Origin of the sequence: Leptolyngbya sp. O-77 (assembly GCF_001548395.1) — a bacterium.
Lineage (GTDB): Bacteria > Cyanobacteriota > Cyanobacteriia > Elainellales > Elainellaceae > Thermoleptolyngbya.
Window position 1 is genome coordinate 1,557,965 of record NZ_AP017367.1, and the last position, 22,107, is coordinate 1,580,071.

Below are 22,107 nucleotides of genomic sequence, written 5' to 3' on the forward strand. Positions count from 1 at the left end.
TACGGTGCAATAGAGTATGCAATTAGGTTTCTAGCCAAGTGTTTTAGCCCATGTCAATGAGCCAAATCTTTCTGGCGATCGCCTCCGTTCTTGGTGGGCTGTCCGTCGCCGCTGGGGCCTTCGGCTCCCACGCGCTGCGACCCAAGCTGAGCGATCGCATGTTGGAAATTTTTGAAACGGGAACGCGCTATCAGATGTATCACGCGCTGGCGCTGCTGCTCGTCGGCTTTTTGCTGCTGCGGGCCGAGTCCGGTCAGGGCTGGCTCACTGCCTCAGGCTGGGCATTTATCGCGGGGACGGTGATCTTTTCTGGCAGCCTGTATGGACTCAGCCTCAGCGGGGTGAAAGTGCTGGGAGCCGTTGCGCCAATTGGCGGCACTGCGCTGATGGTGGGATGGGGTTGCCTGGCGATCGCCGCCTTCAATCTCAAATAGCGTCCAATCAAAACGCGCCCTAGGGGTGAACCGCAGAAATCGCGCCCTCGAAGCGTCGGGCCGCATCTGTCATGCCAGCATAATTCAGGATGGGTTCCTCTACGATTAGCTTGCTAGGAAACACAAACTCAGCCGTTTCGTAATACTGTTCTGTCAACTCCGCCCGCTGCGACATCTGATCCATGTAGCCCACGAAGTGGCCCACCAAAAAATACACCGCGACCAGCGCCGCTGCTGCCATCGACACCAAAAAGCCCGCCAGCATCAGCGAAAACTCTTTACGGTCAAGCGCTTCCTGCATGAGGTGCAGTGCCCATGCCACCAGCGCTACGACGATGAACAGGATAAAGATCATTCTTATAGGAATGTAACGTTTTGTAATATTTCACATTGTAACAGTTCCTCAGAAAAGTGTCTCTAAAGGCAATCTAGAGATTTGGAATGATTGGTATCGAGTTGTACAGAACGCGCCGATTCGATTACCCCCTGACGGTCACCTGGTTCTCCCGCAAATACTGCTTGATCTCTGCGACGGTGAGCTGGCCATAGTGCAGCAGCGATGCCAGCAGCGCCGCTTCGGCCCTGCCCTCCGTCAGCGCTTCGTGAATGTGGGCGCAGGTGCCCGCGCCGCCAGACGCAATCACCGGAATCTGCACCTGCTCGGCGATCGCCCGCGTCAGCGCCAAGTCATAGCCCGCCTGCGTGCCGTCTGCGTCCATGCTGGTCACCAGCAGTTCCCCCGCGCCGCGCTGCTCCACCTCCTGGGCCCAGCTCAGCGCATCCAGTCCCGTATTCTCGCGCCCGCCGCGCACGTACACATCCCAGCCCGGATTTTCGGGGTCAGCCCGCCGCCGTGCATCGATCGCCACCACAATGCACTGATTCCCAAAGCGATCGCTCGCCCGGTTCACAAAATCTGGGTCGCGCACGGCTGAGGAATTGATACTCACCTTATCGGCCCCCGCCCGCAACAGTTGCTTGATGGTGTCTAGGGAGCTAATGCCGCCGCCCACCGTCAGCGGAATGAACACTTGCTCCGCCGTGCGATACACCACGTCGTAAATAATGTTTCGGTCTTCGTGGGTGGCGGTAATGTCCAAAAACACCAGCTCATCCGCCCCCGCATCGTTATAAACCTGCGCCAGTTCCACGGGGTCGCCCGCATCCCGCAGATTGACAAAGTTCACGCCTTTCACCACGCGCCCCGCCTTCACATCCAGGCAAGGCAAGATTCGTTTTGCCAGCATTGCGATCGCCCAATAGAAGATTCAACGAAAATTCAGCAAACATTCAACGAAATTTCTCTGCCCAGACTTCAGCCCTACACTGGCCTGAGAAAAAGCGCCACCAAGTCACCACAATATCGCTTAAATGGGGCGCAATACAGCGCAATAGACTGATACACTGGCTAATTGTTTGCCGATCGTTGAGTGTCGAGATGCAAATTGGTCAAAAGGTTCGGGTTCGTCGGTTGCGCGATCGCACGGGTCAAGCCGTTGTGAAGCACCTGGGGCAAGTGGGCGAGGTTCAAGATTTCAAAATGACAGATGGCAGCGGGGTGGGGGTTGTGGTCAAGTTCGACGACCAGTTTGCTACCTGGTTTTTTGAAGACGAGCTAGAGGTCGTTTCTTAGGGAGACGCATGAGTTTCATCCTGACGTTTTTGGGCAAAGGCGGAACCGGACGCACCACCGTGGCGATCGCCGCTGCAAAGCGATTTGCGTTGCAAGGCAAGCGGACGCTGCTGGTGGGACAAGACCCTGGCCCCGCCTTTGGTTTGCTGCTGGGCGCGTCCGTCGGCGCAACCCCGCAGGACATCGGCGCGAACCTGAGCGCCGTCCATCTGCAATCTACGGCGCTGATGGAGGCCAGTTGGGAAGAACTCAAGCGCCAGGAAGCGCAATATCTCCGCACGCCCATTCTAAAAGCCGTCTACGGTCAGGAATTGGGTATTTTGCCTGGTATGGACGGAGCGCTGGCGCTAAATGCCCTGCGCGAATTTGACGGCAGCGGCAAATACGATGTGATTGTTTACGATGGCGCGGGGGATCTGTCCACGCTGCGGATGCTGGGAATGCCGGAAATCGCCACCTGGTATTTCCGCCGTTTCCGCAAGGTGGTGGCAGAGTCTGACCTGTGGAAAGCGGTGTCGCCCTTTGTGCAGCCCGTCGCCGCTGCGGTGCTAAATGTGAACTGGTCGGGCGATGTGTTTGACCAGCCCGCCATGCAGCAGAGCAGCAACCTGATGGAGCAGGGCAAAGCGGCGGTTAATGATCCCAGCCGCGTCGCCGCCTATCTTGTCACGACACAAGACACAGCGGCGATCGCCACCGCCAAATATCTCTGGGGCAGCGCCCAGCAGGTCGGGCTGACCGTGGGCGGCGTAATTCTCAACCAGTCTACCGACAGCAGCGCGATCGCCCTAGAGTTTGCGCCGCTCTCTATCACCGCCCTGCCCAACTATCCCGGTCAAGACTGGCAGCCGCTGATCGAAGCCCTGCCCGACTTTACCCAGGCAGCCCAGGCTCCCAGGGCGATCGCCGTGAATATTGCCGAGCGCAAAGTCGCCCTCTTCCTCCCCGGCTTCGACAAAACCCAGGTCAAACTTATCCAGTCTGGCCCCGAAGTCACCGTCGAAGCAGGCGACCAGCGCCGCAACATTTCCTTGCCGCCCGAACTCAGCGGCCGCCAGGTCACGGGCGCAAAGTTTCAGGACAGCTTTTTGATTATTTCGTTTTAGGGTTGGCTCTAAAGTGCTGCGCTCTGAGTCGTTTTCTGGATAGTTGGGTTGATCAACCGAAACTTTCGGCTGCGTAGAAAGAGGAGTCGTAATCACTGCTGACGAATACCAGGTCAGTACTTCCTTCTGCCTCCACAAGCTGCCCTTTGGCGATGCTGCGGTTTAGAACGCGGATTAGCAATCCTGGAAGGCAAACACCGTCAAGCCTGGATTGCGCCGCAGCATTTTCATGACGGTGTCAAAAATCGGCTGGGGGTAGCCATTGATGCTCAAAATGGCGCAGTTGTTTTCAAAGTGAACGTTGTTGCTAATCAGCATTTGGGCGATCGCCCCCAGCCGTGGTTCGCCCTGCATCTGGGGTTGCCGTTCGCAATGTTGAAATTACCATGAGATGGCCCCGAAAAAATCGGCTCTGGAAAATGCAATCCGGCTCGATGATACAGCATTTTCTTGCGGGGTGAGGCACACGCTGCCCTCACGAGGCAAGGGCTTATTGACCATCCGTGTGCCTCACTAGCTTCAAAAATGCTGTAGCAAGCTCCGATGGCCGCCGCTACTGCAAATATCGCTGAGGGCCGTGACTCCTGGCGCAGGGCAATTGACGGGGGCGATCGCATCCAGTACAATCGTCCATCAAGCTGTGAATGACCCCAAGTCAGCGCGGCTTACCTTTCCCCCGAAATTTTGGTCGTTTAGTCACTCACGGCGCTGGCAGGTGTTCGCAGCACCCACCAACGCCTGACCCCTCGACAGTCACCGCCTGTCTCAGGGCTGCGTCCATTGTAGGCCGCCCTGTCCCAGCGCTTCACCTCCGGGGGCGGCCAACATTTCGGGGTTTCCTACCCCACTCGTTTCCTGGAGGAAACCCCAAATGCTGACAATTCAATACACCTGGTCGTCCCCACGCTCGGAGGCGACCCAGTTTTCGCTGCCCCCGCTCACCTGCGAACTGCCGCGCCGTCGCCGCCTGCGCCACTACATCATCGGCCTGCCCGAAGACGCGCAACTGGCGATCGACCGGCTGCACCTGCTCCGCTACGCCGAACGCTTCGAGTGGACGCACGCCCTCGAATTTCCGCCCAACGGCATCGTCCTCAACGCCGAGCAACCCGGCGAAGTGCTGCGCTGCCTGCACCGTGAAGTCCGGAGCAACTCTGGCGCGAATGAGTAAGAACAGATAAGGGCGATTTTGGGTTTTGGATTTTGGATTTTGGCCGGTCAACCTCCCAATCCAAAATCCAAACTCCCCAATCAAAAATTTCAAACAGGGCAACTGCACCTAACGCTGCATCGCGCCTATTCATCAGCCCCACTTATCTGAAGCCTTTGTAAAGCCATCTGCCTAATTCCCAGAATCAGGGATATTATGCGGATTATCGTCTGCCTATCTACCCAATTTGGGATCTTAGACAGATCTCAATCAGCCTATCTACCCAATTTGGGATCTTAGACAGACGGATTTCAGCCTAATTGCCCTCTGCGGGGTAGATAGGCAGACGGGATCAGTCTAATTACTAGTTAGCCCTCAGCGTTCTGGTTCTGTCAGCTTGTCGGTGGGTAGGCGATTCGCCCCCCACTTGCAGAGGCTCGGTTCTTCGAGATCCGGGTCAAGCCGCACACTCCCAACAGCTTTCGGGTTAGCCGCAGAGGTTGAGTAGCGACAGACTTCGGTCAGTGTGCAACGCCCCAAAAGGTATCCGGGGGGCGATCGCCGAAAGGTTTGGGTGCTGAGAGAAACGGGCGATCGCCCAGAGGTGTTGGTGTTGGGAGATGAAGGGCGATCGCGAAGGCTAACACCTCGCTGCAACGGACGGAGCAGAGATGCTGGTTGAGACCAAGAGCCACTGACCGCCGTTGAGCTTCACCGTTCGACTGCTTCATGTTTTCGGTGAGACAGCAACTTTAAGCATATCTGTGAGTACCCAGTGTTGAGGTTGTACGAATTTTCTCAGTAGTTGCATTGCATAGTGATGAATAATGTGCTTAATATTGAAGCAATCACTGAGTCCTACGTACAAAGGTAGGTTTTTGATATAGCTGCATTCTCTATTTGATCTCTGAACAAATCCATCAGCGATATAATTTCATGGTGCAATTCCATATACTGATCGAACTCAATTAGTAGATACTGTCCATGCGCAATTTCGTTTCTAGAGCGAAGCAATGTCTCATCAATAATTTTTTCTTTTGTTTCGTAGAGAGAGTAGTCTAGCCCCAAAATACATATGATATCTTTTAAGACTTCAGAATTAAGATTTGATTGTGTCTTAATTGCATCATCCCACTGGATTAAGCACTTAGATTCCAACCCTGTTATTAGAAAATCTACAACTTTGGTAAATATAACGGCTCTGTAACTGCTTTGAGCTTCGTTAAGTTGTTTTTTAACAGCTAAAGCTAAGAAGTTAGGTGCTAATTCTGAGTGTTTTAAATTTTGTCTAGAAACAAATTCTACATAAGATGTTGCCGCATTTTTAACAAAGCCTTCCCAGTGCGCGTACAGAATTGCAGTACCGCTCCTAAGCAAGGTGGATTGAACAGTTCGATATCTATTTTTCTCAATTAAAGTTTTGATGTATATTAACTCTTTTTTTCGCCATGCAATTTCTTCAGAAAGCTGATCGCTTAGCTGAGATACAGTCCGAATCTTAGTCATGGTTTGAATAAATCCCTTCCCAGAGGAACTATTCTTGGCATCCGCAAACTAGCTGTTTTTCCAGAACCAATTCTTTTCAGGAAGTCTTTGTTTCCCCATAACTTTTTAATCCGTTCTAAAATGTCAAAACTCCCTTTAGTATCTAGAATGGCTTCATAGTTATATCCAACACCAAGGGCAACTGCTTCAAACGCGGACAGTAAAAATCCGCCTAGAAATCTTTGTTTTTGAATGTCATATCTATGGAAGCAGTCTGCCCCTATAGTTTCATTTAAGATAGTGAAAGTAATTTTAAATGCCTTGGCTTCCTGATCAAAGTTGAAATTAGGATTCCTTGCAATCTCCAACATTTTATCGGTCACAAACTCATTAATGTCTTTTGCTTTCTTGACTTCTTCAGCATCAAGCGTTCTAAAGACCACAAATCGAAGTGCAAGATCCATATCGTATTGTTCTTCTTTTGCACGATCTGTCAAAACAATACATTGCTCAAATCCTTCATCTTTGGATAGTTCAGATAACCAGGAAAACATTCTACGATTTTCCATGATTAGAATGCAATTTCTCAATTCCTGATCCGAAAGTGGTGAACCTCCGGTATTCAATCTCTGAAACAATTCATATTTACTTTTTTCATCACTTTCTTTCAATATGATTTTGACATCTAGTTTGGAACGCTTGATGAAGAGCTTCTGAGCTGCAGTGAAAGCATTCTCCGGATCTTCAGGGTTATCCCATTTCTTTTCTCTGAGAGAAGGCAGGTACTTTGTTTCCTCCAGAGTTAGAGGCTCAACTTTTTTCTTGTCTTCATCAAGAAGAATGCCCATGAACTGAAAAATAGTGGATAATCGCTGTAGTCCATCTACAACATCCCAAACCCCATCTTTCCTCTGAGATACAAAGATAGGCGGAAGGGGAATCCCTAAAAGGATGGATTCTATTAACTTGGTTTTTTGTAAAGGAGACCAGCGGTAAAAACGCTGAAACTCTGGATGTATATCTATTTCTTCATCTTGGTAGAGGTTAGTCAACTCACCAATTGACATCGAGTAGCTATCAGACTTGACCTCGGTACTTCTTAAGTCAATCTCATCTTGTAAGGTCATCTAGATATCCTCTTACCTTTGCCAGATCTTTGGAGTTAAAATGAATCAGCGGTTGGCTTTCATTGTAGAAGATTTTTAGCACGGTCGCGCAAATATCCTAATATCAGAAGGCAATCCCACCTGGATTGGTATAGACTACCTCGAATCGTGGAGCCAGCAGTCGAACAATACGTTGGTGCGGACGGAACGAAGGTTTTCTGTGGGAGTTCGAGTTTGTCTGCCGCCGCACAACTTCACCGTTAGCCCTCAGCGTTCTGGTTCAGTCAGCTTGCGGGTGAGTGGGCGATTCGCCCCCAATTGCGAAGGTGCAGTTCTTCAAGAACTCGGTCAACCCGAACACTCCCAACAGCGTTCGGGTAAGATGCCAACGTTGAGCGGTGATAGGTTTGGGTCAGCCGTTTGAGGTTCCGAGCGGTGTCGGGGGGCGATCGCCGAAAGGCGTGGGTGCTGAGAGATGAAGGGCGATCGCCCAGAGGTGTTGGTGTTGGGAGATGAAGGGCGATCGCGAAGGCTAACACCTCGCTGCAACGGACGGAACAGAGATGCTGGTTGAGACCGAGAGCGATAGACCGCCGTTGAGCTACACCGTTAGCCCTCAGCGTTCTGGTTCTGTCAGCTTGTCGGTGGGTAGGCGATTCGCCCCCCACTTGCAGAGGCTCGGTTCTTCGAGATCCGGGTCAAGCCGCACACTCCCAACAGCTTTCGGGTTAGCCGCAGAGGTTGAGTAGCGACAGACTTCGGTCAGTGTGCAACGCCCCAAAAGGTATCCGGGGGGCGATCGCCGAAAGGTTTGGGTGCTGCCAGATGAGGGCGATCGCCCAGAGGTGTTGGTGTTGGGAGATGAAGGGCGATCGCCCCTCCTAGAGTCCGCGTATGTGAGCAGTAAGGCTATACCCAAAACTCAGGCTGCATCAGGTCGATGGCGATCGCCAGCAGGTTTGCAAAATCAATCCGCAGCCAGAGCCGCCACAGGCGCAGTCGTTCGCGCGATCGCCGCTCGTTGCCAATCCACAGCAGCCGGATCAGTTGCAACAATAGCCCGCCCCAGGGATAGCTACTCCGAAGCATCCATAGCCAAAGACAGCACGAGGAAGATTTCATATTCGATTTCATATTCATAGTGGTCTCCCCAGGCTTGAAACCCTGCCCAAAACCTGGCTCATTGTCTATCTTCATCGCCCCAACACGCCCTCCAGCGGCAGCCCCAACTCTGCCCGCCACTGGCGCACGGGCTTTTCCCATGCCTCCTCCCAGCGCTGTGCAAAGAGGGGCTTTGCCTGCTCTCCCAGTTCCCAGCCGAGAGCGATCGCCCGCAGTAGGTCAGGCATGGCTTCGGGGGTCAGCAGCGTCGTGCCGATGAGCGCATTGGCGACCAGCATTCCCGCCAGCGGCAGCCGAAACTGTGCCAAATAGAAAGCTTGCAGCCCAATTTCGCTAATTTCATCTGTGCCAAAGCCTGTGACAACGTGCCAGAGGTCGTGGGTCTGCTGCCAGCGATATTCCACATAGGCGGTGTCGGTGGTCAGATCCAGCGGCATCTCAATACGCTCGAAACCGCTGTCTTGCAGCATCGCTGCGTAAACTTGCCCCAGAGAGCCGATTGGATCAGTAATCAAACGATCGAGGTCGTGGGCGGGCGGCTGGTAGCGCTCGTGGATGAGCGCGGCAACGTCTGGATCGCGCTGCATCTCAGCCACGGCCAGCCGATAGGCATCGCTATCGACTAGCGACAGGCTCAGTTCGTCCACGGCTGTCAGGTCAGCATCGGCATCGGCCGCCAGCAGCGAAAAGAAAGCCTTGAGCATCGTCAAAAACTGGACATTGCGATCGCGCTCGCTGGACGGAAAAGGGCTGGTTGCCAGAGATTGGCGGGTCTCGGTGATCGATGGATACGCAGAGGTCAGCGGTTTCATAAAAAACTCCTGGAAAAGGTCAATAAGGTCAATGTGGAGAGGTCAGGATCGCAAGGTCGAGATTGCAAAGTCAGGATTGACGCTGCTTCAAAAAAAAGTGAGCAGCAAAAAGTGAGCAGTGTTCATGTTTATAAAATACGAATGATGTTCATGTTTTGTCAAGCCGTTGTCCCCTAAGATTTTGAAGGAGCGTTTCTCAAGCGCTGCTCCACTGTCGTCTCTTTTGGTCTTGCGATGACTGCCCTCCCGTCCGATGTGCCCCTGCCAGATATCCCGTCTGGCATCATGCGCCGCCAGCCCAAGCAGGCCCGCAGCCAGGAGCGGGTCAGCCAAATTTTGAACGCGGCTGAGGCGCTGTTTATCGAGCAGGGCTATGAACAAACCACCACCAGGGCGATCGCCACTCGTGCCCAGGTTCCGGTCGGGTCGCTCTATCAGTTCTTTCCCGACAAAGCGGCGATTTTGAAGGCACTGGCCGATCGCTACATGCAGCAAGAATACGAACTCTTTGCCAGCCTCCATGCTGCCGTGTCAGAACCCATGCCCCTGGCGGATTATGTCGATCGCGTGGTGGAAGCGTTCGACCATTTCATGACTCACCAGCCAGGCTATCGAGCTGTGTTTGAGCAGGTGCTGGGGCTGATGACGGCGGGGGCGATCGCCGAAATGGACACCTACGAGGCCCGCATTGTAGATGACCTAGCAGACTTTTTGGGGCGGCTACGGCCAGGGCTGGATGCAGCACAGCGGCGGGCAATCGCCCTGGTGGTGGTAGAGTCCGTCGGCAATTTGCTGTGGCTCTCGCTCAAGGCCGATGCACCCTTTCGCACTCGCCTGATTGCTGAAACCAAGCGCCTGATGACCCACTATCTCGCCAGCTATTTGGGCGAAACGATTGGCGAAGCAGGATAAGCGGGCGTTAGCGCAACATTCCAAAGAAATCGCCCACTTCCCCCGAATCAACGCTAATCAATACTCACGCCGCGCGCGGTCTTGGGGCGGGGGCGGGCGGCCAGTGGCGCTTGCTCGATTTCGCGGGCGCGGATCTGGTGAGCCTGGAAGTGCTGCTGCCAGAGGGCGGGTGCGTCTAGGGTTTCGCCGCCGTGCGTCGTGTGGCGCGATCGCACACGACACAGCACGGGCGTATTGACGCAGGCTCCCGACACGATCACCTGGCCCTTCGTCAGGGCGGGCAATTCCTTCAGCAGGTCGCGCCCCGCCGCCTCCACGCCATATTTCAGGCTGTCCTGATCCACCGGGTTGACAATCCGCATAATGAACTGGCTCATGCACTGCGACAGCACATCGGAATCCAGCTTGCCTGGCCGCTGCGTAATCAGCCCCACCCCCAATCCAAACTTGCGCCCCTCGCTGAGGATCGTCCGCAAAATGGTTTTGCAGCGGGAGGGGTCGTGGGCCGGGGCAAAGCGGTGCGCCTCTTCCAGCAGGATGAAAACCGGGTAGGGCAGATAATTTTCGTCATCGGGCGTGAGGTTGCCTTTTTGAGTGTTCATGCGGGCGTGGTTGGCCTGCCGCAGCACGGCGGCGCAAATCACCTGCTGTTCTTCCTGGCTGATTTCGTTCATTTGTAGCACGGTCACTTGGCCCGGTTGGAACAGGTCGCGGGGCGACAGATGCTCGTAGGTATGGAAATAGGGCGATCGCGCCAGTTTTTCCAGCTTCCATTGCAGCGCCCCGGCGGAGCTGCCGATTTTGGTGTTGCCGTCTTCGTCGGTGGCGGTGTCGGCCTGTTCCACGGCGGCATAGAGGTCGTTGATCGTCCAGCGATAGTCGCCCTTGCGGTGGCTGTGCAGCAGCGAAAACGCCTTGCTGAGAATCGCCTGCTGGCGATCGCTCATCTCCGGCAGCAGCGCCAGCACGTCGTAATAATCCAGCGATGACACCCGAATCCGCACATCATCCGGGGTCAACACCCGCACCTTGGGCGCATAGCCGTCTTCGCCTGCAAAGGTCGCATGGCCCTGCATTTCCGCCAGGGTGCTGTATTCCCCGTGGGGGTCAAAAATCAGCACCGCGGCCCGGTTTTGCGGCGACAGCAGTTCTTCGACCAGCACCCCCGCCAGATAAGACTTGCCCGACCCCGTGCCCGCCAGAATTGCCATGTGGGTGCTAACCAGTTCTTTTACATCCACCACCACGGGCACTGCCCCCGACTCGCGCAGCAGCAGCGATCCCAAATGCGCCGCGCCCACGTCGCCAAGCTGCTTTTTGTTCAGCACTTGCCGCAAACATTCATCGCTGGCAAGATAGACCTTTGCGCCGGGGTCGGGGGCTTGGCGCGGGTTAATAAAGCCCAGCGCCTTGTGAAAATAGCCAATTACCTCGACGGTGACTTCGTAAATTTCGGGATTGGCGTAGGAAAAGCCGACTAGCGCGGCGATCGCCTCTGGGCTGATTTCGGTGTCGGCAAAGATGCGGTCGGGCAGATGGTCGATCAGGCGGCGGTCGGAAATCTTGCCCAAAATTTGCAGCCTTGCACCCTCATCGGCGATCGCCTCGTAAAATACAAACTCGCCCACTTTTACATAGCGATTGTCGGCGGTGATGAACACGTATTGCGTCGATGCCTCACCCGGCCCCTTGACCGTCCCAATCGCTTGAAGCGCAGAAAAGCAGTGTTGTGCAAATGTCATAGGGGAGGGAAGGGGGAGGAGGGAAGAACGAAAAGGGAAGAACGAAAAGGGAAGGGGCAGGGGTGGGGAGCGGGGCGATAGGGGGATGGATGGGTTGTTTTGGGATGGGGGCTTCGATCAGCGGTCTGGAAAGTGGTCTAGAGTCATTTTACGGGGATACATGCGTTCTAGTACACTTCTTTAAAGACTCAAAAAACTTAACCTGTAGATTTAGATAACCTGCGGGCGATCGCCCCGAATCGCAGGGAAATCACGGATTCTGCTGTTCCATCCACCGTGTAATCTGGAGCAAGCCACCGCAGTTTTTAGAAGCCAGTTGGTGATTATTCTCAATCAATTTACATTTCTCTGATTTTCCAAATCTTTCTTGAATGGGTGAGTGGCTCGATCCTATGATGGGCTACTTCGGCATTTGCCCTTTTATGTCTTCCAACCTACAAATTGCGACAGGTGTGGCAGTTCTGGTGGGTTTACCAGGCTTGAAGCGTCAAGTAGCATCAGGCAATTAATGTCGAGTAATGTAATGTCGAGTAATGTCGAATGAATAAGGGCTGCAAACCACTCAAAAGGCCGATGAAAATCGGAGTTGCCTCGTTCTAATCAATTAAACTCCCTCGTTCTATCCGGGCTGCATTTCTGCACGGTAATTTTTCAAAAGGTGGCTGAATTGACGATGGCGAAGCGTTTCCCGCTATCCCAACATGACGATGCTCCAACCACAGCATCCTTCGAGTCAGCTTCCCCTAGCGATTCGCGAAGCGATCCCTTCGGGAATCGCCTAGACGCAGCACCAGACTGGCTCCAAATAGTGGTGGACAGTGCCTCCTCCGAAGTAGCGCTCGGTCAATTGCTAACGGTTCTTGCCCAGCGGCTTGGTGCAAGTGCCTGTGCAGTAGGCATCCTGAGCCGCAGCCAGGGCTTGACCCAAGCCTTCTACTGGCAGCCAGGACAGCCCCCCACTTTGTCTCGTTCGCTGCGGCCGCTGCTGGATCTGCTAGAATTGCCCGCCGTGCGATCGCCCCTCGCCAGAACGGAACTCCTGTCGATTTCAAACTTCTCCACCCTCAAGCAATCTTCCCCGCTGCCCCTGCCCCCAAACGCCGGGGAAGAGTCAGACGACATCCTGGAGCAGTGGCTGCCCCGATTTCAAACCCAATTTCAGGACAGCGCCAAACCTCTTCCGGTTCATGTCGCCGCTGATGCCAGCCATTTGCTGGATTGGTCAAATCCTGGGGCGATCCTGGTTAGCAAAATCCGGTTTCAGGGATGGACGAATGGCGTACTCGTCATTTTGCGATCGCAGCCTTACGTATGGACGGAATTAGACATGCAGCTACTCAGAACGGTTTCTAGCCAGGTTTCGGTCGCCATCTCTCAGATGCAACTCCAGCAGCAGGTGCAGCAGCAGCTTCAGGCTCAAACGCTGGTCGAGCGGCTCACTAGCGCGGTTCGCAACGGCTGGGCGACTGAGCGAATTTTTCAACTGGCGCTGGAGGGGGCGATCGCCACGTTGCAGGTCGAACGAGGTCTGGTAGCGCTGTATAAGTATAAAGACCCGCTCCACAAGGGCCGCGCCAACTCTCATCGGTCGGGCGTGCGAATCACGGTGGAAAGCCTGTTTCCAGTGCCCTCATCCACTGCGCCAGTGTCCTCGACTTCCGTGGCATCTTCCAGAGCAGGGTCTGAGGAAGAAGTCTCCTCCAAACCCTCATTTCAGCTATCGGACTGCGGGCTGTGTCAACAGGTATTTGCCCACCCCGATCTGGCGATCGCCCTGCCCAGCTATTCCGAATCGCAGTGCGGCGTGGCCAATTTGGCAGAGCCGATTCAGGCGGCGGAGGTGTTTGACCTGGCCACCCTGCCCAGCGTTTTGCTCGTTCCGCTCGAAAATCAGGGCACGGTCTTGGGCATTTTGGTGGTGCAGCAGCGCCAACCCCGCTACTGGCTCCCGGAAGAGGTCGCTTTTCTGCGGATGGTGGCGGCCCAGATCAGCACGGCAATTATTCAAACGCGCACCCTGCGCCAGGTCAACTCGCTGGTGGACGAGCGCACGGCCCAGCTTCAGCGCAGTCTGGACGTGCAGGCCAAGCTCTACGAAAAGACGCGCCAGCAGGTCGAGCAATTGCGGCGGCTGAATCAGGTGATGGAGGAATTTCTCAGCACCGTTAGCCACGAACTGCTGACTCCACTGACTAGCATGAAAGTGGCGATTCGGATGCTGCGGGAGGCAAATTTGGCTCCGGAGCAGCGCGATCGCTACCTGGAGATCTTAGAAGCCCAGTGCGCTCAGGAAACACGCCTGATTAACGACCTGCTGACTCTGCAAAAGCTGGAGTCGCAGTCCGCTATGGCGCAGTTTCAGCAGCTTGATTTGCAATATGTCCTACGCGATTTGCAGGAAGCCTGGGCAGATAGCCTGGCCGAACAGCAAATGACGCTGGAGGTCGAGGTTCCGGGGCGATCGCTGATGATTCGCACCGACCCCGACAGTCTGCACCGCATTCTCACTGAGCTGCTGACTAATGCCAAAAAATATGGTGAGGTTGGCAGCAAAATCCTCCTCAAAGCGACTTTGGAAGTTTTGGAATCTATGCCTCAGGTGGTGGTCAGCCTGACCAACACGGGCGCAGGCATTGCGCCAGAGGAAATTCCGGTGATTTTTGAAAAATTTCGCCGGGGCCAGGGCGCAACGCAAAAGGCAATTCCTGGCATTGGGCTGGGGCTGGCGCTGGTCAAGGGGTTGGCGGCTCATCTTAGCGGGGCGATCGCCGTTACCAGTCAGCCGCTCTCTGGCACCGATCTCTGGAAAACCTGCTTTACGCTTACGCTGCCCCAGTCTCCTGACCTAAGCCGTTGAAGCTCCATCCAGTTGGACACTCGACCCTTGCCCTCAAAGACAGATCAAATCCCTGACGAATCCTTGATAAGATGCCTTCAGGATTTTGTCTGGGTCACTTGGAGCCTGCATCGTCCACTCGCCGCGAAGCACACCTGCCATGTCTAACGCCGATCTCGACCTGGAACCCCTTGCCCTGGAGGACGAACGCCTCGATCTGGAGCCGTCCCTGTGCAGCGCGGTGGCCGTTGAGGTGGTGCCCGTGGGCGATCGCACTCGGCAGATTTCGGCAACCATCCAGATTCCCCAACCGAGCGATCGTGTTTGGCAGGTGTTGACAGACTATGACCACTTGGCAGATTTTATTCCCAACTTGCAGCAGAGCCACCGCATCCCGCATCCCAATGGCGGAATTCGCCTAGAGCAAGTGGGCGCACAATCGCTCTGGAAGCTGAAATTTAAGTTTTGCGCCCGCGTAGTGCTAGATATGGTGGAGAACTTTCCCCGCGAACTGCGCTTTCAGATGGTGGAGGGAGACTTCAAAGAATTTTTCGGCGCTTGGACTCTCCGGCCCATCACTGACAGCAGCACCGATTTGACGTACACACTGACGGTGCAACCCTCGCGCATGATGCCCGTTGGCTTGATCGAGAAGCGCCTGCGCCGCGACCTGGAAGTGAACCTGGCCGCCATTTATCAGCGCGTCGAGGCGATCGCCCGCCAGTCCTAACGTCTTGTCTAGCTTCTGGGCGGATGAGTCCGCTCCAAGACAATTCGCAAGGCGACCCTAGAACCGATGCCCGATGCCCAGTTGCATGTGCATATTTTCCGTTGCAGCGGCCGGGCCAGGGCGATAGCGCACGTCGCCATAGATCACCACGCGCCGACCCACCGAGGCTTCAACGCCAGTGGTAATCACCACGCCATCTCGATCGCCCAGCGGCGTTTGGGCCCCCGGCCGCACGATGGCATAGCCTGCACCTGCATAAACGTTTGCTGCATTGCCAAGGGGCAGGTCATAGGTGAGGCTGGGCATCACCGCTTCGATATCCTGGTTCAAAATCAGTGTGCCCCGAAGAGAAATCGGCGAATTGGGCAAATCGAGCCGCCCGTGAAACTGAGTGTCGGGGGCGGTGGTTTGCCCTGGCGCGGGTCTGCCTGCATTCATGGCTTGCTCCATGAGCCAGGCCGCCGAACTGCCCGACAGCGCGACCGACTGGAGGCTCGATTCAAATTCGTCGGGGCTTACCACCGACCCTACATAGCTCCCTGTAAAGCCTGTGGGGTTTGCCCAGACCGAGGCATTGGCAAACCAGAGCGGCGCGATCGCCCCACAGAGACTCGTGACCCAAAATCGAGCCAAGCCAGATCGAGTGGAAAGGTTCATGCGTTTAACCTGGAGAGCTTTCAAGAAACGAAGCATGATTGAGAGAGGGCTGTGTTGTCTTTACAGCCGCAAGAACTTTTCCTCCGGGAACCTTTGAGCCAAATGTGCGATCGCTAACCGTCAGATTCCATATTTTGTTGAGCGTTTTGTTGCGCCTGCATGGCTGCCGCCCAGAGCCGGGGATACACCAGCACAAAAAAGCCCATCCACGCCAGCACGGGCACAGACACCAGTCCCGTTAGCCAGACGCGATGCAGCAATAGCCAGCTTCCGCCGATCAGCCCCGTGCCCGTCAGCACAATCGACCACGGCTGACACCACCAGGGCTTGACCTGCCACACGCTTTGGGGAGCCGTCAGCGGAGCCGTTGAACCATTTGGGGAATCGCTCATCGCTCAGTCTGCGCTAGTTTTGCTCAATTTGGCGTTCAATTCGCTGCTTGGCTGCCTGTTCAAACCAGGCAACGACCTGGGGCACGGTCAGGGTTTCGATGGGCTGGTCGGCTTCGGTGGCGATCTGGTGCAGCGGCTTGAGCGAAGAAATGACCAGCCGCCCAAAAAACACCTTAAAGGCATCGTCGAAGCCTTTTTCGGGCGAGAGGCTGGGGTCTTGCTCAACCCAGTGGGCGATTTGCGGGGGGCTGAGGTCGGCGATCGCCCTGCCGGTTTGCTGCGCGATTTGCTGGAGGCAGCGGAGGGAATAGATTGCCACACGGGCCGAAAAGCGATCGCTCGCGGTCATCATGGCGCGGTCTACTTCAGCACATTCCTCCAGCGTGAGGAACTGATCAACGGGTTGAGCAGGATCGGGAGTTGGCGTTTGATCAGACACAATCAACGGGCAAAAATCGTCTCTCCCATTATGTCCGCTGAATCCAGTTTGGTGGGTGGGGTTTTGGTGGGGGCGATCGCCCTCGATCGTTGCTTTGCCAAGGCTAGTTGCTTTGCCAGGGCTAATTGCCCTCTTTTGGCAAGATTCACCCAAACTCACCGCCTATCATCCCCCGCACAGTATCCGAAAACCGTCCACTCCCCGCCTGTAAACCGTCACAGGGACAACCCCCTAAAATCTGGCACGCATGGCACACTAAAAAGCGTGGTGTGGAGTCTTTACTGTTCTTAATGAGTTGCTATGAGCGCGATCGCCCTTGCTATTGCTTTTCTAATCGCCTTTATCTTTGCCAGCTTCGTTGAATACTGGGTTCACCGCCTAATGCACTTCAAGCCCAACAGTGTCGGCAAGCGACATGTTGACCATCATCGCCGCAATGAAGGCCAGGGCGTAGTCTGGGAGTTTTTGGATTATGTCAAAGGTAGTGCGATCGCCATGATCGTACCCTTCTTCTTCTCAGCCGCCTGGGCCCCCGGCTGGGTTGCGGGCGCACTCGCCTTCGCCGCATTCTCTGCCTACGCCCACCAGCTTCAGCACGAAAACCCCACCAAGGTGTTCTGGATGAAGATGCCTGTCCACTATGTTCACCATAAATATGGTCAATGGAACCACAACTTCGGGCTAGCTGTCGATTGGTGGGATCACATCTTCCGCACCTACAAGCCAACCGAGTGGCTGACCGAAGAAGAACTGAGCCGTCCTGAAAGAAACTACCTTCAACTCCGCTGGTGGTAACAGGTTTGGACTGCTTACAGGGTTTGGCTAATCCCCTTCCATCCCGGTTCAGGCTCAGCACGGTTTTAGCAGTCTGGGCTTTGAACCTGTTTTTGTTGTTTGCCAGGGGTTTCTCATCGGACAGGTTGCCAGGAAAGATGGACAGCAGGTGGATCAACTGTCCACTATCCGTCACTCCAGCCCAAACTCTGTGGTAATGTGTGCTGCAAGCTCTTAACGAGTGCTTCAAGTTACTTAGGCTAAAGACACTCTGAAGATTTTCTAAGCAGTCACCGCCTCCTGGCAAAATCGCGAGACATTCTTTCTAGACATTCTTTTTCCTAGACATTCTTTCGCAGCCAGTCTTCCTAGACATTTTCTAGAGAGTTGCTGAGGAATGATCTGTGGTTTTCGTCTGAACAACCACTGGTAAATCTTTTTCTTTAAAAAATTGGCGGTGTGAGGTCACTACCCCTATGCGTGTTCTGCTCCTATATCCTACGTTTCCAAAAAGCTTTTGGTCTTTCGAGAAAGCGCTGGCCCTCGTCGATCGCAAAGCACTCCTGCCGCCGCTGGGGCTGATTACCGTCGCCGCCATTTTGCCGCAGGACTGGGAATTTAAGCTGGTTGATCGCAATGTCCGCGCTGTTACTGAGGCGGAGTGGGATTGGGCAGAGATGGTGATCATCTCCGGCATGATTGTCCAGGCGGACGACATGATGGATCAGATTCGGGAAGCCAAGCGGCGCGGCAAATCGGTCGCAGTAGGCGGCCCCTACGCCACGTCGCTGCCCCACGAGCCGCAGGGCGCAGGCGCAGATTTCTTGATTTTGGACGAGGGCGAGATTACGCTGCCGATGTTTGTGGAGGCGGTGCAGCGGGGCGACACCCAAGGCGTGTTTCGTGCCAATGGCGAAAAGCCAGATGTCACGACTACGCCGATTCCCCGGTTTGAACTGCTGGATCTGGATGCCTATGACAACATGTCGGTGCAGTTTTCACGCGGCTGCCCGTTTCAGTGCGAGTTTTGCGACATCATCGTGCTGTATGGCCGCAAGCCGCGCACCAAGGAACCCCAGCAACTCTTGGCAGAACTGGAGCGGCTGTATGAACTGGGCTGGCGGCGCACAGTGTTCCTGGTGGATGACAACTTCATTGGCAATAAACGCAACGTGAAGCTGCTGCTGAAGGAGTTGAAAGTATGGATGGAGGAGCATCAGTATCCGTTCCACTTCAACACAGAAGCGTCGGTGGATCTGGCCAAAGACCCCGAACTCATGGAAATGATGGTGGACTGCAACTTTAACGCCGTCTTCTTGGGAGTAGAAACGCCGGATGAAGACAGCCTCGCCCTGACACAAAAGTTCCAAAACACCCGCGATTCGCTGTCGGATTCTGTGGATGCGATTATCGCAGCAGGGCTGCGGGTGATGGCAGGTTTTATTATCGGGTTTGATGGTGAAAAGCCAGGAGCGGGCGATCGCATCGTTCGGTTCGTCGAAAAAACCGCTGTGCCCACGGCCCTGTTCAGCATGTTGCAGGCGCTTCCTGACACTGCCCTGTGGCATCGACTGGAAAAAGAAGGGCGGCTGCGAGGCAAGGTGGCGAATATCAACCAGACCACGCTGATGAACTTTGTGCCGACGCGCCCTTTGGAGGAAATCACGCGGGAATACGTGAATGCGTTTTGGGAACTCTACGACCCGATGACGTATCTGAACCGCACCTATCGCCACTTTCTGAAGCTGGGCACGCCGAAGCACAAGTCCAAGCTGCGATCGGTGTCGTGGACGGTGATTCGCGCCATGCTAATCGTGTTCTGGCGGCAGGGCGTGGTTCGCAAGACGCGCTTCCGCTTCTGGGCAAACCTGATTGGCATCTTCCGCCACAATCCCCGCGTGTGGGATCACTATTTGTCAATCTGTGCGCTCAATGAGCATTTCCTGGAATATCGCCAGATTGTCAAGGACGAGATCGAGTCGCAGCTTGCGGAGTTTTTGGCCGAAGAAGCCCGGATTCAGGCGGAGCAGGCAAGACAAACCGCAGCTGCGTAGAGTTCGGCAATGAAGCATCTTGGCGGCTACAGGCTATGGCATGATGAGGAATGGAAAAGCAGATGCGACTTTCCTACCCCATCACGCTGTTATAGCCTGAGTTATAGCCTGATCGCTTTTCTAGCGACCTAATTCCGCAGGCTATTGACGGACGTTGACCGGGGTGGTGATCGCCTCCACGATACTCCGCACCGCAGCGACCATTGCCACTTCGCTATTGAGCTGGTTGATGGCAGACCCCACGCCCACGCCTGATGCTCCAGCGGCGATCGCCAGTGGAGCCGTCACGCTCGACAGCCCCGACGCACACAGCACGGGCACCCTCACCGCTTTGGAGATTTCATAGGCGGCGGCAAGGGTAGGGGCTGCTTTTTCCATCAGACCCAGCGTGCCGGGGTGGGTAGGCTGGCTGCTGGTGCCGCCTTCGGTCTGGATCAGGTCGGCTCCAGCGTTGACCAGTTCTTCCGCCAGTTGTACCTGTTGATCCAGTGTCAGAACATGGGGCACCGTGACGGAGAGTGTGACCTGGGGCAGCAGGGCGCGGGTGCGGCGGGTCAGTTCCAACACTTCCGCTGCTTCAAACCGACGACCCTGGGCATAAAATGCATCGAAGTTGCCGATTTCGATCAGGTCGGCTCCGGCTTCGACGCAAGGCACAAAGGCTTCGGGATCAACGGCGGACACGCACACGGGCAGCGAGATCAGCCCTTTGACTCGGCGTACTAAATCGGCGCTGGCAGCGATATCCACAAACGTCGCGCCGCCCTGTTCCGCTGCACGCACGATAGCACAGACGCGATCGCCCTCAAAGTTGGTCAGTCCGCTAATTACCTTCAGCGCCGTCCGCTGCTGGAGCGCCGTTTGAAGCGTGGCATTCGTGGTCATAAAGTCTCTCTACTTCGGCAAACAGTACGGTTTATTGTGCCACAGGTGGGGGATCGGCGGGGCGCTGGTCTATTGGCTTTGGGCAATGCGGCTTGGTCTAGCTTTTGCGCTCTACACCAAAGCCAATCAGGTCAATCACCGTCGGCGTTTCGCCTGCGAGCGGACGCTGATAGGTGACGATGGTTCGCATCCGCACGTCTGGCGCAATAAACCGCATCTGATCCACCGCCACAGAGCGGTTATAAAACGTCGTCATTTCTAGGGTCTGGCGAATGGGCTGATAGGTAAATCGGCCGGCGATCGCCCCCGCCTCAGAATAGCCCTCATCCCGCAGATAAAAGCCCTGGATCACCTCGCTCTCCGGAGCCATAGACACCTGTGCCGCCGCGGGCAGCGCCAATCCCTGGTAGCGTTCGTCGGCATGAAGCACCAGCGCGTCGGGCACAAACAGCGCCTTCAGGCTCATCGACACCTTTTCGCCCCGTTCTGATTCCGTATCAAAGGAAATGGCAAAGCCAGGACAGTTGTGACCCAGGGCCGCCTGATCGAGATCCAGCCGAATTCCAGCCAATTCACCCGATGGCGAAGCCGTTTTGAGAATTTGCTGCTTTTGCGCTGCATCGAGAGAGTCTGCCCGAAACTCTGTATAGGAGCGTTCAATATCGCCCTTCAGCAGGAAATGATAAATCCGTTCCGTCTTCCAAAATCCAGCGCAGTCTGTGAAGAAGTCTTGAAAATTCAACATACGCGGTCAGCCACACTATTCAACGCTTATTTCGAGGCTTATTTAACGCTCAGTTTAAGCTCAGTTTAATCTGAAATGCTCGCCCTGAATGGGGCTGCCATCCCAGATAGGGGCATATTACTGAACATCTGGACATTGAATCTAGGCACGGAATCTAGGCATTGAATCTGGGCATTGGATAACAGAAGGCGATCGCCTCTGATTGCAAAGGAAGTCGTTCGATTCTCAATGCAACATCTTCAATAATCAGCGCACAATGGAGGAATTCCAGCAATATTCGCCGTATGTTCGCCGCGTACTCGCTACATATTTTCTAAACCATACTTCTGATGATTTCTCAGCAATTCTTAAGGCAATCTAAAGCGGGAAACCCGTCGGTGTCCCTACGATTTTCCGCCCCCTGGTGTAAACATTTCAGTACACGTTGCTGTTAAGCCTGGAACTCATGCAGATAAGGGCAATTGTTATCAGGATCACGCCTACAGAGATCGCTGAAACCCTTGAGTCTCTGCACGAAGCCCCTTGATTGATGAATTTTCCAAACGTTAAATGATTCAGGAATAAATGGAACCTATGGACAAGCCTTTCATAAGATAGACTCATACTCAGTAAAAGGGAACAGGCGTCATTATGGACTCTTTCCAGGAACAAATTGTCGAGTTAAATGCGAAGGTTGACGCACTTCACCAAGTTATCGAGCAGTTGAGCAACAGAATTACAGAAGTCTTTTCGGAGGTGTTGTTGGTTGATCGCGGTCAGCGATCGCCCGCAGGGGCGACTTCAGCACGTCAATCCTACAGTCAGCGCTACGGCTTGGACACAGAAATGGATCACAAAGATGTGCTGTCAGACGACAACTTCCTAGAGTCGGATAGCCACAGCGGCGAGCGATCGCTCTCTCCAGAGGTGCAAATTCAGCGGCTTACGGCGCAACTCACAGCCGCGTATAATCGCATCGCTGCCCTTGAAGAGCAACTGCTGTCTCAGCGCATCCATTAGGCTTGGGGATAAGCTAGACTTAGGGATGAGCGTTTGTTGAGCATAGGTTCAGAGCATAGGTTCAGAACATAGCTTCAGAGCATAGCTTCCAGAT

26 protein-coding genes are annotated in these 22,107 nt (G+C 54.8%); 10 read left to right on the forward strand and 16 right to left on the reverse strand.

What is annotated here, in order from left to right; genetic code table 11:
• Positions 1-56: 56 nt before the first annotated feature.
• A complete protein-coding gene (locus O77CONTIG1_RS06640) occupies positions 57-434 on the forward strand; it encodes a DUF423 domain-containing protein (RefSeq protein ID WP_068509101.1) in 378 nt (125 codons plus the stop codon).
• 19 nt (positions 435-453) lie between these two features.
• Here the strand turns inward: O77CONTIG1_RS06640 and O77CONTIG1_RS27790 are convergent, their stop codons facing one another.
• Complete coding sequence (locus O77CONTIG1_RS27790; RefSeq protein ID WP_197673490.1) at positions 454-789, reverse strand: hypothetical protein; 336 nt, start codon at positions 787-789, stop codon at positions 454-456.
• A 124-nt stretch (positions 790-913) separates the two neighbouring features.
• On the reverse strand, positions 914-1,681 hold the full coding sequence (gene hisF, locus O77CONTIG1_RS06650) for an imidazole glycerol phosphate synthase subunit HisF (protein ID WP_068509102.1): 768 nt from the start codon (positions 1,679-1,681) through the stop codon (positions 914-916).
• Positions 1,682-1,872: 191 nt separating this feature from the next.
• On the opposite strand from hisF, the gene O77CONTIG1_RS06655 reads away from it, so the two are divergent.
• Together O77CONTIG1_RS06655 and O77CONTIG1_RS06660 are read left to right on the forward strand one after the other, a co-directional pair.
• Entirely contained in the window at positions 1,873-2,067 is a 195-nt protein-coding gene (locus O77CONTIG1_RS06655) for a DUF2862 domain-containing protein (RefSeq protein WP_068509104.1), read from the forward strand.
• Positions 2,068-2,075: 8 nt separating this feature from the next.
• Positions 2,076-3,173 (forward strand): ArsA family ATPase, encoded by a 1,098-nt coding sequence (locus O77CONTIG1_RS06660; protein ID WP_068509106.1) that lies wholly within the window; start codon positions 2,076-2,078, stop codon positions 3,171-3,173.
• Between the two features lie 174 nt (positions 3,174-3,347).
• On the opposite strand, the gene O77CONTIG1_RS06665 is transcribed toward O77CONTIG1_RS06660, so the two are convergent.
• Positions 3,348-3,527, reverse strand: coding sequence for a hypothetical protein (locus O77CONTIG1_RS06665; protein ID WP_068509109.1), 180 nt, complete (start codon positions 3,525-3,527; stop codon positions 3,348-3,350).
• A 517-nt stretch (positions 3,528-4,044) separates the two neighbouring features.
• Between O77CONTIG1_RS06665 and O77CONTIG1_RS06670 the strand changes: the two genes are divergently transcribed.
• The gene (locus tag O77CONTIG1_RS06670; protein ID WP_225894704.1) at positions 4,045-4,344 is read left to right on the forward strand and encodes a hypothetical protein; all 300 of its coding nucleotides are present in this window, start codon (positions 4,045-4,047) and stop codon (positions 4,342-4,344) included.
• A gap of 354 nt (positions 4,345-4,698) precedes the next feature.
• On the opposite strand, the gene O77CONTIG1_RS24245 is transcribed toward O77CONTIG1_RS06670, so the two are convergent.
• The 7 genes from O77CONTIG1_RS24245 to O77CONTIG1_RS06690 all read right to left on the reverse strand — a co-directional run bounded on the left by O77CONTIG1_RS24245 (position 4,699) and on the right by O77CONTIG1_RS06690 (position 8,848).
• A complete protein-coding gene (locus O77CONTIG1_RS24245; RefSeq protein WP_156434997.1) occupies positions 4,699-4,980 on the reverse strand; it encodes a hypothetical protein in 282 nt (93 codons plus the stop codon).
• Between the two features lie 201 nt (positions 4,981-5,181).
• The gene (locus tag O77CONTIG1_RS06675; protein ID WP_068509111.1) at positions 5,182-5,829 is read right to left on the reverse strand and encodes an MAE_28990/MAE_18760 family HEPN-like nuclease; all 648 of its coding nucleotides are present in this window, start codon (positions 5,827-5,829) and stop codon (positions 5,182-5,184) included.
• A complete protein-coding gene (locus O77CONTIG1_RS06680; protein WP_068509112.1) occupies positions 5,826-6,935 on the reverse strand; it encodes a DUF262 domain-containing protein in 1,110 nt (369 codons plus the stop codon). The genes O77CONTIG1_RS06675 and O77CONTIG1_RS06680 overlap by 4 nt, the downstream gene beginning before the upstream one ends.
• 327 nt (positions 6,936-7,262) lie before the next feature.
• Positions 7,263-7,463, reverse strand: coding sequence for a hypothetical protein (locus O77CONTIG1_RS24250; RefSeq protein ID WP_156435000.1), 201 nt, complete (start codon positions 7,461-7,463; stop codon positions 7,263-7,265).
• A 67-nt stretch (positions 7,464-7,530) separates the two neighbouring features.
• On the reverse strand, positions 7,531-7,833 hold the full coding sequence (locus O77CONTIG1_RS24255; protein WP_156435002.1) for a hypothetical protein: 303 nt from the start codon (positions 7,831-7,833) through the stop codon (positions 7,531-7,533).
• Positions 7,824-8,036, reverse strand: a complete 213-nt coding sequence (locus O77CONTIG1_RS06685) for a hypothetical protein (RefSeq protein ID WP_068509115.1) — start codon at positions 8,034-8,036, stop codon at positions 7,824-7,826. The genes O77CONTIG1_RS24255 and O77CONTIG1_RS06685 overlap by 10 nt, the downstream gene beginning before the upstream one ends.
• 71 nt (positions 8,037-8,107) lie before the next feature.
• Positions 8,108-8,848 (reverse strand): Coq4 family protein, encoded by a 741-nt coding sequence (locus O77CONTIG1_RS06690; RefSeq protein WP_084782289.1) that lies wholly within the window; start codon positions 8,846-8,848, stop codon positions 8,108-8,110.
• A gap of 234 nt (positions 8,849-9,082) precedes the next feature.
• Here O77CONTIG1_RS06690 and O77CONTIG1_RS06695 point away from each other — a divergent pair, with 234 nt between their 5' ends.
• Positions 9,083-9,760 (forward strand): TetR/AcrR family transcriptional regulator, encoded by a 678-nt coding sequence (locus O77CONTIG1_RS06695; protein ID WP_225894705.1) that lies wholly within the window; start codon positions 9,083-9,085, stop codon positions 9,758-9,760.
• 53 nt (positions 9,761-9,813) lie between these two features.
• Here O77CONTIG1_RS06695 and O77CONTIG1_RS06700 read toward each other — a convergent pair whose 3' ends face one another.
• Positions 9,814-11,502 (reverse strand): ATP-binding protein, encoded by a 1,689-nt coding sequence (locus O77CONTIG1_RS06700; protein WP_068509117.1) that lies wholly within the window; start codon positions 11,500-11,502, stop codon positions 9,814-9,816.
• Positions 11,503-12,175: 673 nt separating this feature from the next.
• On the opposite strand from O77CONTIG1_RS06700, the gene O77CONTIG1_RS06705 reads away from it, so the two are divergent.
• Complete coding sequence (locus tag O77CONTIG1_RS06705) at positions 12,176-14,359, forward strand: GAF domain-containing protein (protein WP_068509119.1); 2,184 nt, start codon at positions 12,176-12,178, stop codon at positions 14,357-14,359.
• 139 nt (positions 14,360-14,498) lie between these two features.
• On the forward strand, positions 14,499-15,068 hold the full coding sequence (locus O77CONTIG1_RS06710) for an SRPBCC family protein (protein ID WP_068509121.1): 570 nt from the start codon (positions 14,499-14,501) through the stop codon (positions 15,066-15,068).
• A gap of 57 nt (positions 15,069-15,125) precedes the next feature.
• On the opposite strand, the gene O77CONTIG1_RS06715 is transcribed toward O77CONTIG1_RS06710, so the two are convergent.
• The 3 genes from O77CONTIG1_RS06715 to O77CONTIG1_RS26025 all read right to left on the reverse strand — a co-directional run bounded on the left by O77CONTIG1_RS06715 (position 15,126) and on the right by O77CONTIG1_RS26025 (position 16,715).
• On the reverse strand, positions 15,126-15,725 hold the full coding sequence (locus tag O77CONTIG1_RS06715; protein ID WP_068509124.1) for a hypothetical protein: 600 nt from the start codon (positions 15,723-15,725) through the stop codon (positions 15,126-15,128).
• Positions 15,726-15,838: 113 nt separating this feature from the next.
• Positions 15,839-16,117: a DUF6737 family protein gene (locus O77CONTIG1_RS06720; protein WP_197673339.1), complete on the reverse strand. Its 279-nt coding sequence runs from the start codon at positions 16,115-16,117 to the stop codon at positions 15,839-15,841.
• A gap of 13 nt (positions 16,118-16,130) precedes the next feature.
• A complete protein-coding gene (locus O77CONTIG1_RS26025; protein ID WP_225894706.1) occupies positions 16,131-16,715 on the reverse strand; it encodes a hypothetical protein in 585 nt (194 codons plus the stop codon).
• Positions 16,716-16,856: 141 nt separating this feature from the next.
• On the opposite strand from O77CONTIG1_RS26025, the gene O77CONTIG1_RS06730 reads away from it, so the two are divergent.
• Both O77CONTIG1_RS06730 and O77CONTIG1_RS06735 read left to right on the forward strand, forming a co-directional pair.
• Complete coding sequence (locus tag O77CONTIG1_RS06730) at positions 16,857-17,351, forward strand: sterol desaturase family protein (RefSeq protein WP_068509126.1); 495 nt, start codon at positions 16,857-16,859, stop codon at positions 17,349-17,351.
• A gap of 455 nt (positions 17,352-17,806) precedes the next feature.
• Positions 17,807-19,384, forward strand: a complete 1,578-nt coding sequence (locus O77CONTIG1_RS06735) for a B12-binding domain-containing radical SAM protein (RefSeq protein WP_068509128.1) — start codon at positions 17,807-17,809, stop codon at positions 19,382-19,384.
• 141 nt (positions 19,385-19,525) lie between these two features.
• On the opposite strand, the gene O77CONTIG1_RS06740 is transcribed toward O77CONTIG1_RS06735, so the two are convergent.
• Both O77CONTIG1_RS06740 and O77CONTIG1_RS06745 read right to left on the reverse strand, forming a co-directional pair.
• Complete coding sequence (locus tag O77CONTIG1_RS06740; RefSeq protein WP_068509130.1) at positions 19,526-20,269, reverse strand: DUF561 domain-containing protein; 744 nt, start codon at positions 20,267-20,269, stop codon at positions 19,526-19,528.
• A 97-nt stretch (positions 20,270-20,366) separates the two neighbouring features.
• A complete protein-coding gene (locus tag O77CONTIG1_RS06745) occupies positions 20,367-21,014 on the reverse strand; it encodes a phycobiliprotein lyase (protein ID WP_068509133.1) in 648 nt (215 codons plus the stop codon).
• 630 nt (positions 21,015-21,644) lie between these two features.
• Between O77CONTIG1_RS06745 and O77CONTIG1_RS06750 the strand changes: the two genes are divergently transcribed.
• Entirely contained in the window at positions 21,645-22,013 is a 369-nt protein-coding gene (locus O77CONTIG1_RS06750) for a hypothetical protein (protein ID WP_068509136.1), read from the forward strand.
• Positions 22,014-22,107: the final 94 nt, after the last annotated feature.

Bases quoted from the DNA above. Each gene is read 5' to 3' on its own strand.
- O77CONTIG1_RS06640 (WP_068509101.1), top strand. From the start codon at position 57: ATGAGCCAAATCTTTCTGGCGATCGCCTCCGTTCTTGGTGGGCTGTCC.
- O77CONTIG1_RS27790 (WP_197673490.1), bottom strand. From the start codon at position 789: ATGATCTTTATCCTGTTCATCGTCGTAGCGCTGGTGGCATGGGCACTG.
- hisF (WP_068509102.1), bottom strand. From the start codon at position 1,681: ATGCTGGCAAAACGAATCTTGCCTTGCCTGGATGTGAAGGCGGGGCGC.
- O77CONTIG1_RS06655 (WP_068509104.1), top strand. From the start codon at position 1,873: ATGCAAATTGGTCAAAAGGTTCGGGTTCGTCGGTTGCGCGATCGCACG.
- O77CONTIG1_RS06660 (WP_068509106.1), top strand. From the start codon at position 2,076: ATGAGTTTCATCCTGACGTTTTTGGGCAAAGGCGGAACCGGACGCACC.
- O77CONTIG1_RS06665 (WP_068509109.1), bottom strand. From the start codon at position 3,527: ATGCAGGGCGAACCACGGCTGGGGGCGATCGCCCAAATGCTGATTAGC.
- O77CONTIG1_RS06670 (WP_225894704.1), top strand. From the start codon at position 4,045: ATGCTGACAATTCAATACACCTGGTCGTCCCCACGCTCGGAGGCGACC.
- O77CONTIG1_RS06675 (WP_068509111.1), bottom strand. From the start codon at position 5,829: ATGACTAAGATTCGGACTGTATCTCAGCTAAGCGATCAGCTTTCTGAA.
- O77CONTIG1_RS06680 (WP_068509112.1), bottom strand. From the start codon at position 6,935: ATGACCTTACAAGATGAGATTGACTTAAGAAGTACCGAGGTCAAGTCT.
- O77CONTIG1_RS06685 (WP_068509115.1), bottom strand. From the start codon at position 8,036: ATGAAATCTTCCTCGTGCTGTCTTTGGCTATGGATGCTTCGGAGTAGC.
- O77CONTIG1_RS06690 (WP_084782289.1), bottom strand. From the start codon at position 8,848: ATGAAACCGCTGACCTCTGCGTATCCATCGATCACCGAGACCCGCCAA.
- O77CONTIG1_RS06695 (WP_225894705.1), top strand. From the start codon at position 9,083: ATGACTGCCCTCCCGTCCGATGTGCCCCTGCCAGATATCCCGTCTGGC.
- O77CONTIG1_RS06700 (WP_068509117.1), bottom strand. From the start codon at position 11,502: ATGACATTTGCACAACACTGCTTTTCTGCGCTTCAAGCGATTGGGACG.
- O77CONTIG1_RS06705 (WP_068509119.1), top strand. From the start codon at position 12,176: ATGGCGAAGCGTTTCCCGCTATCCCAACATGACGATGCTCCAACCACA.
- O77CONTIG1_RS06710 (WP_068509121.1), top strand. From the start codon at position 14,499: ATGTCTAACGCCGATCTCGACCTGGAACCCCTTGCCCTGGAGGACGAA.
- O77CONTIG1_RS06715 (WP_068509124.1), bottom strand. From the start codon at position 15,725: ATGAACCTTTCCACTCGATCTGGCTTGGCTCGATTTTGGGTCACGAGT.
- O77CONTIG1_RS06720 (WP_197673339.1), bottom strand. From the start codon at position 16,117: ATGAGCGATTCCCCAAATGGTTCAACGGCTCCGCTGACGGCTCCCCAA.
- O77CONTIG1_RS06730 (WP_068509126.1), top strand. From the start codon at position 16,857: ATGAGCGCGATCGCCCTTGCTATTGCTTTTCTAATCGCCTTTATCTTT.
- O77CONTIG1_RS06735 (WP_068509128.1), top strand. From the start codon at position 17,807: ATGCGTGTTCTGCTCCTATATCCTACGTTTCCAAAAAGCTTTTGGTCT.
- O77CONTIG1_RS06740 (WP_068509130.1), bottom strand. From the start codon at position 20,269: ATGACCACGAATGCCACGCTTCAAACGGCGCTCCAGCAGCGGACGGCG.
- O77CONTIG1_RS06745 (WP_068509133.1), bottom strand. From the start codon at position 21,014: ATGTTGAATTTTCAAGACTTCTTCACAGACTGCGCTGGATTTTGGAAG.
- O77CONTIG1_RS06750 (WP_068509136.1), top strand. From the start codon at position 21,645: ATGGACTCTTTCCAGGAACAAATTGTCGAGTTAAATGCGAAGGTTGAC.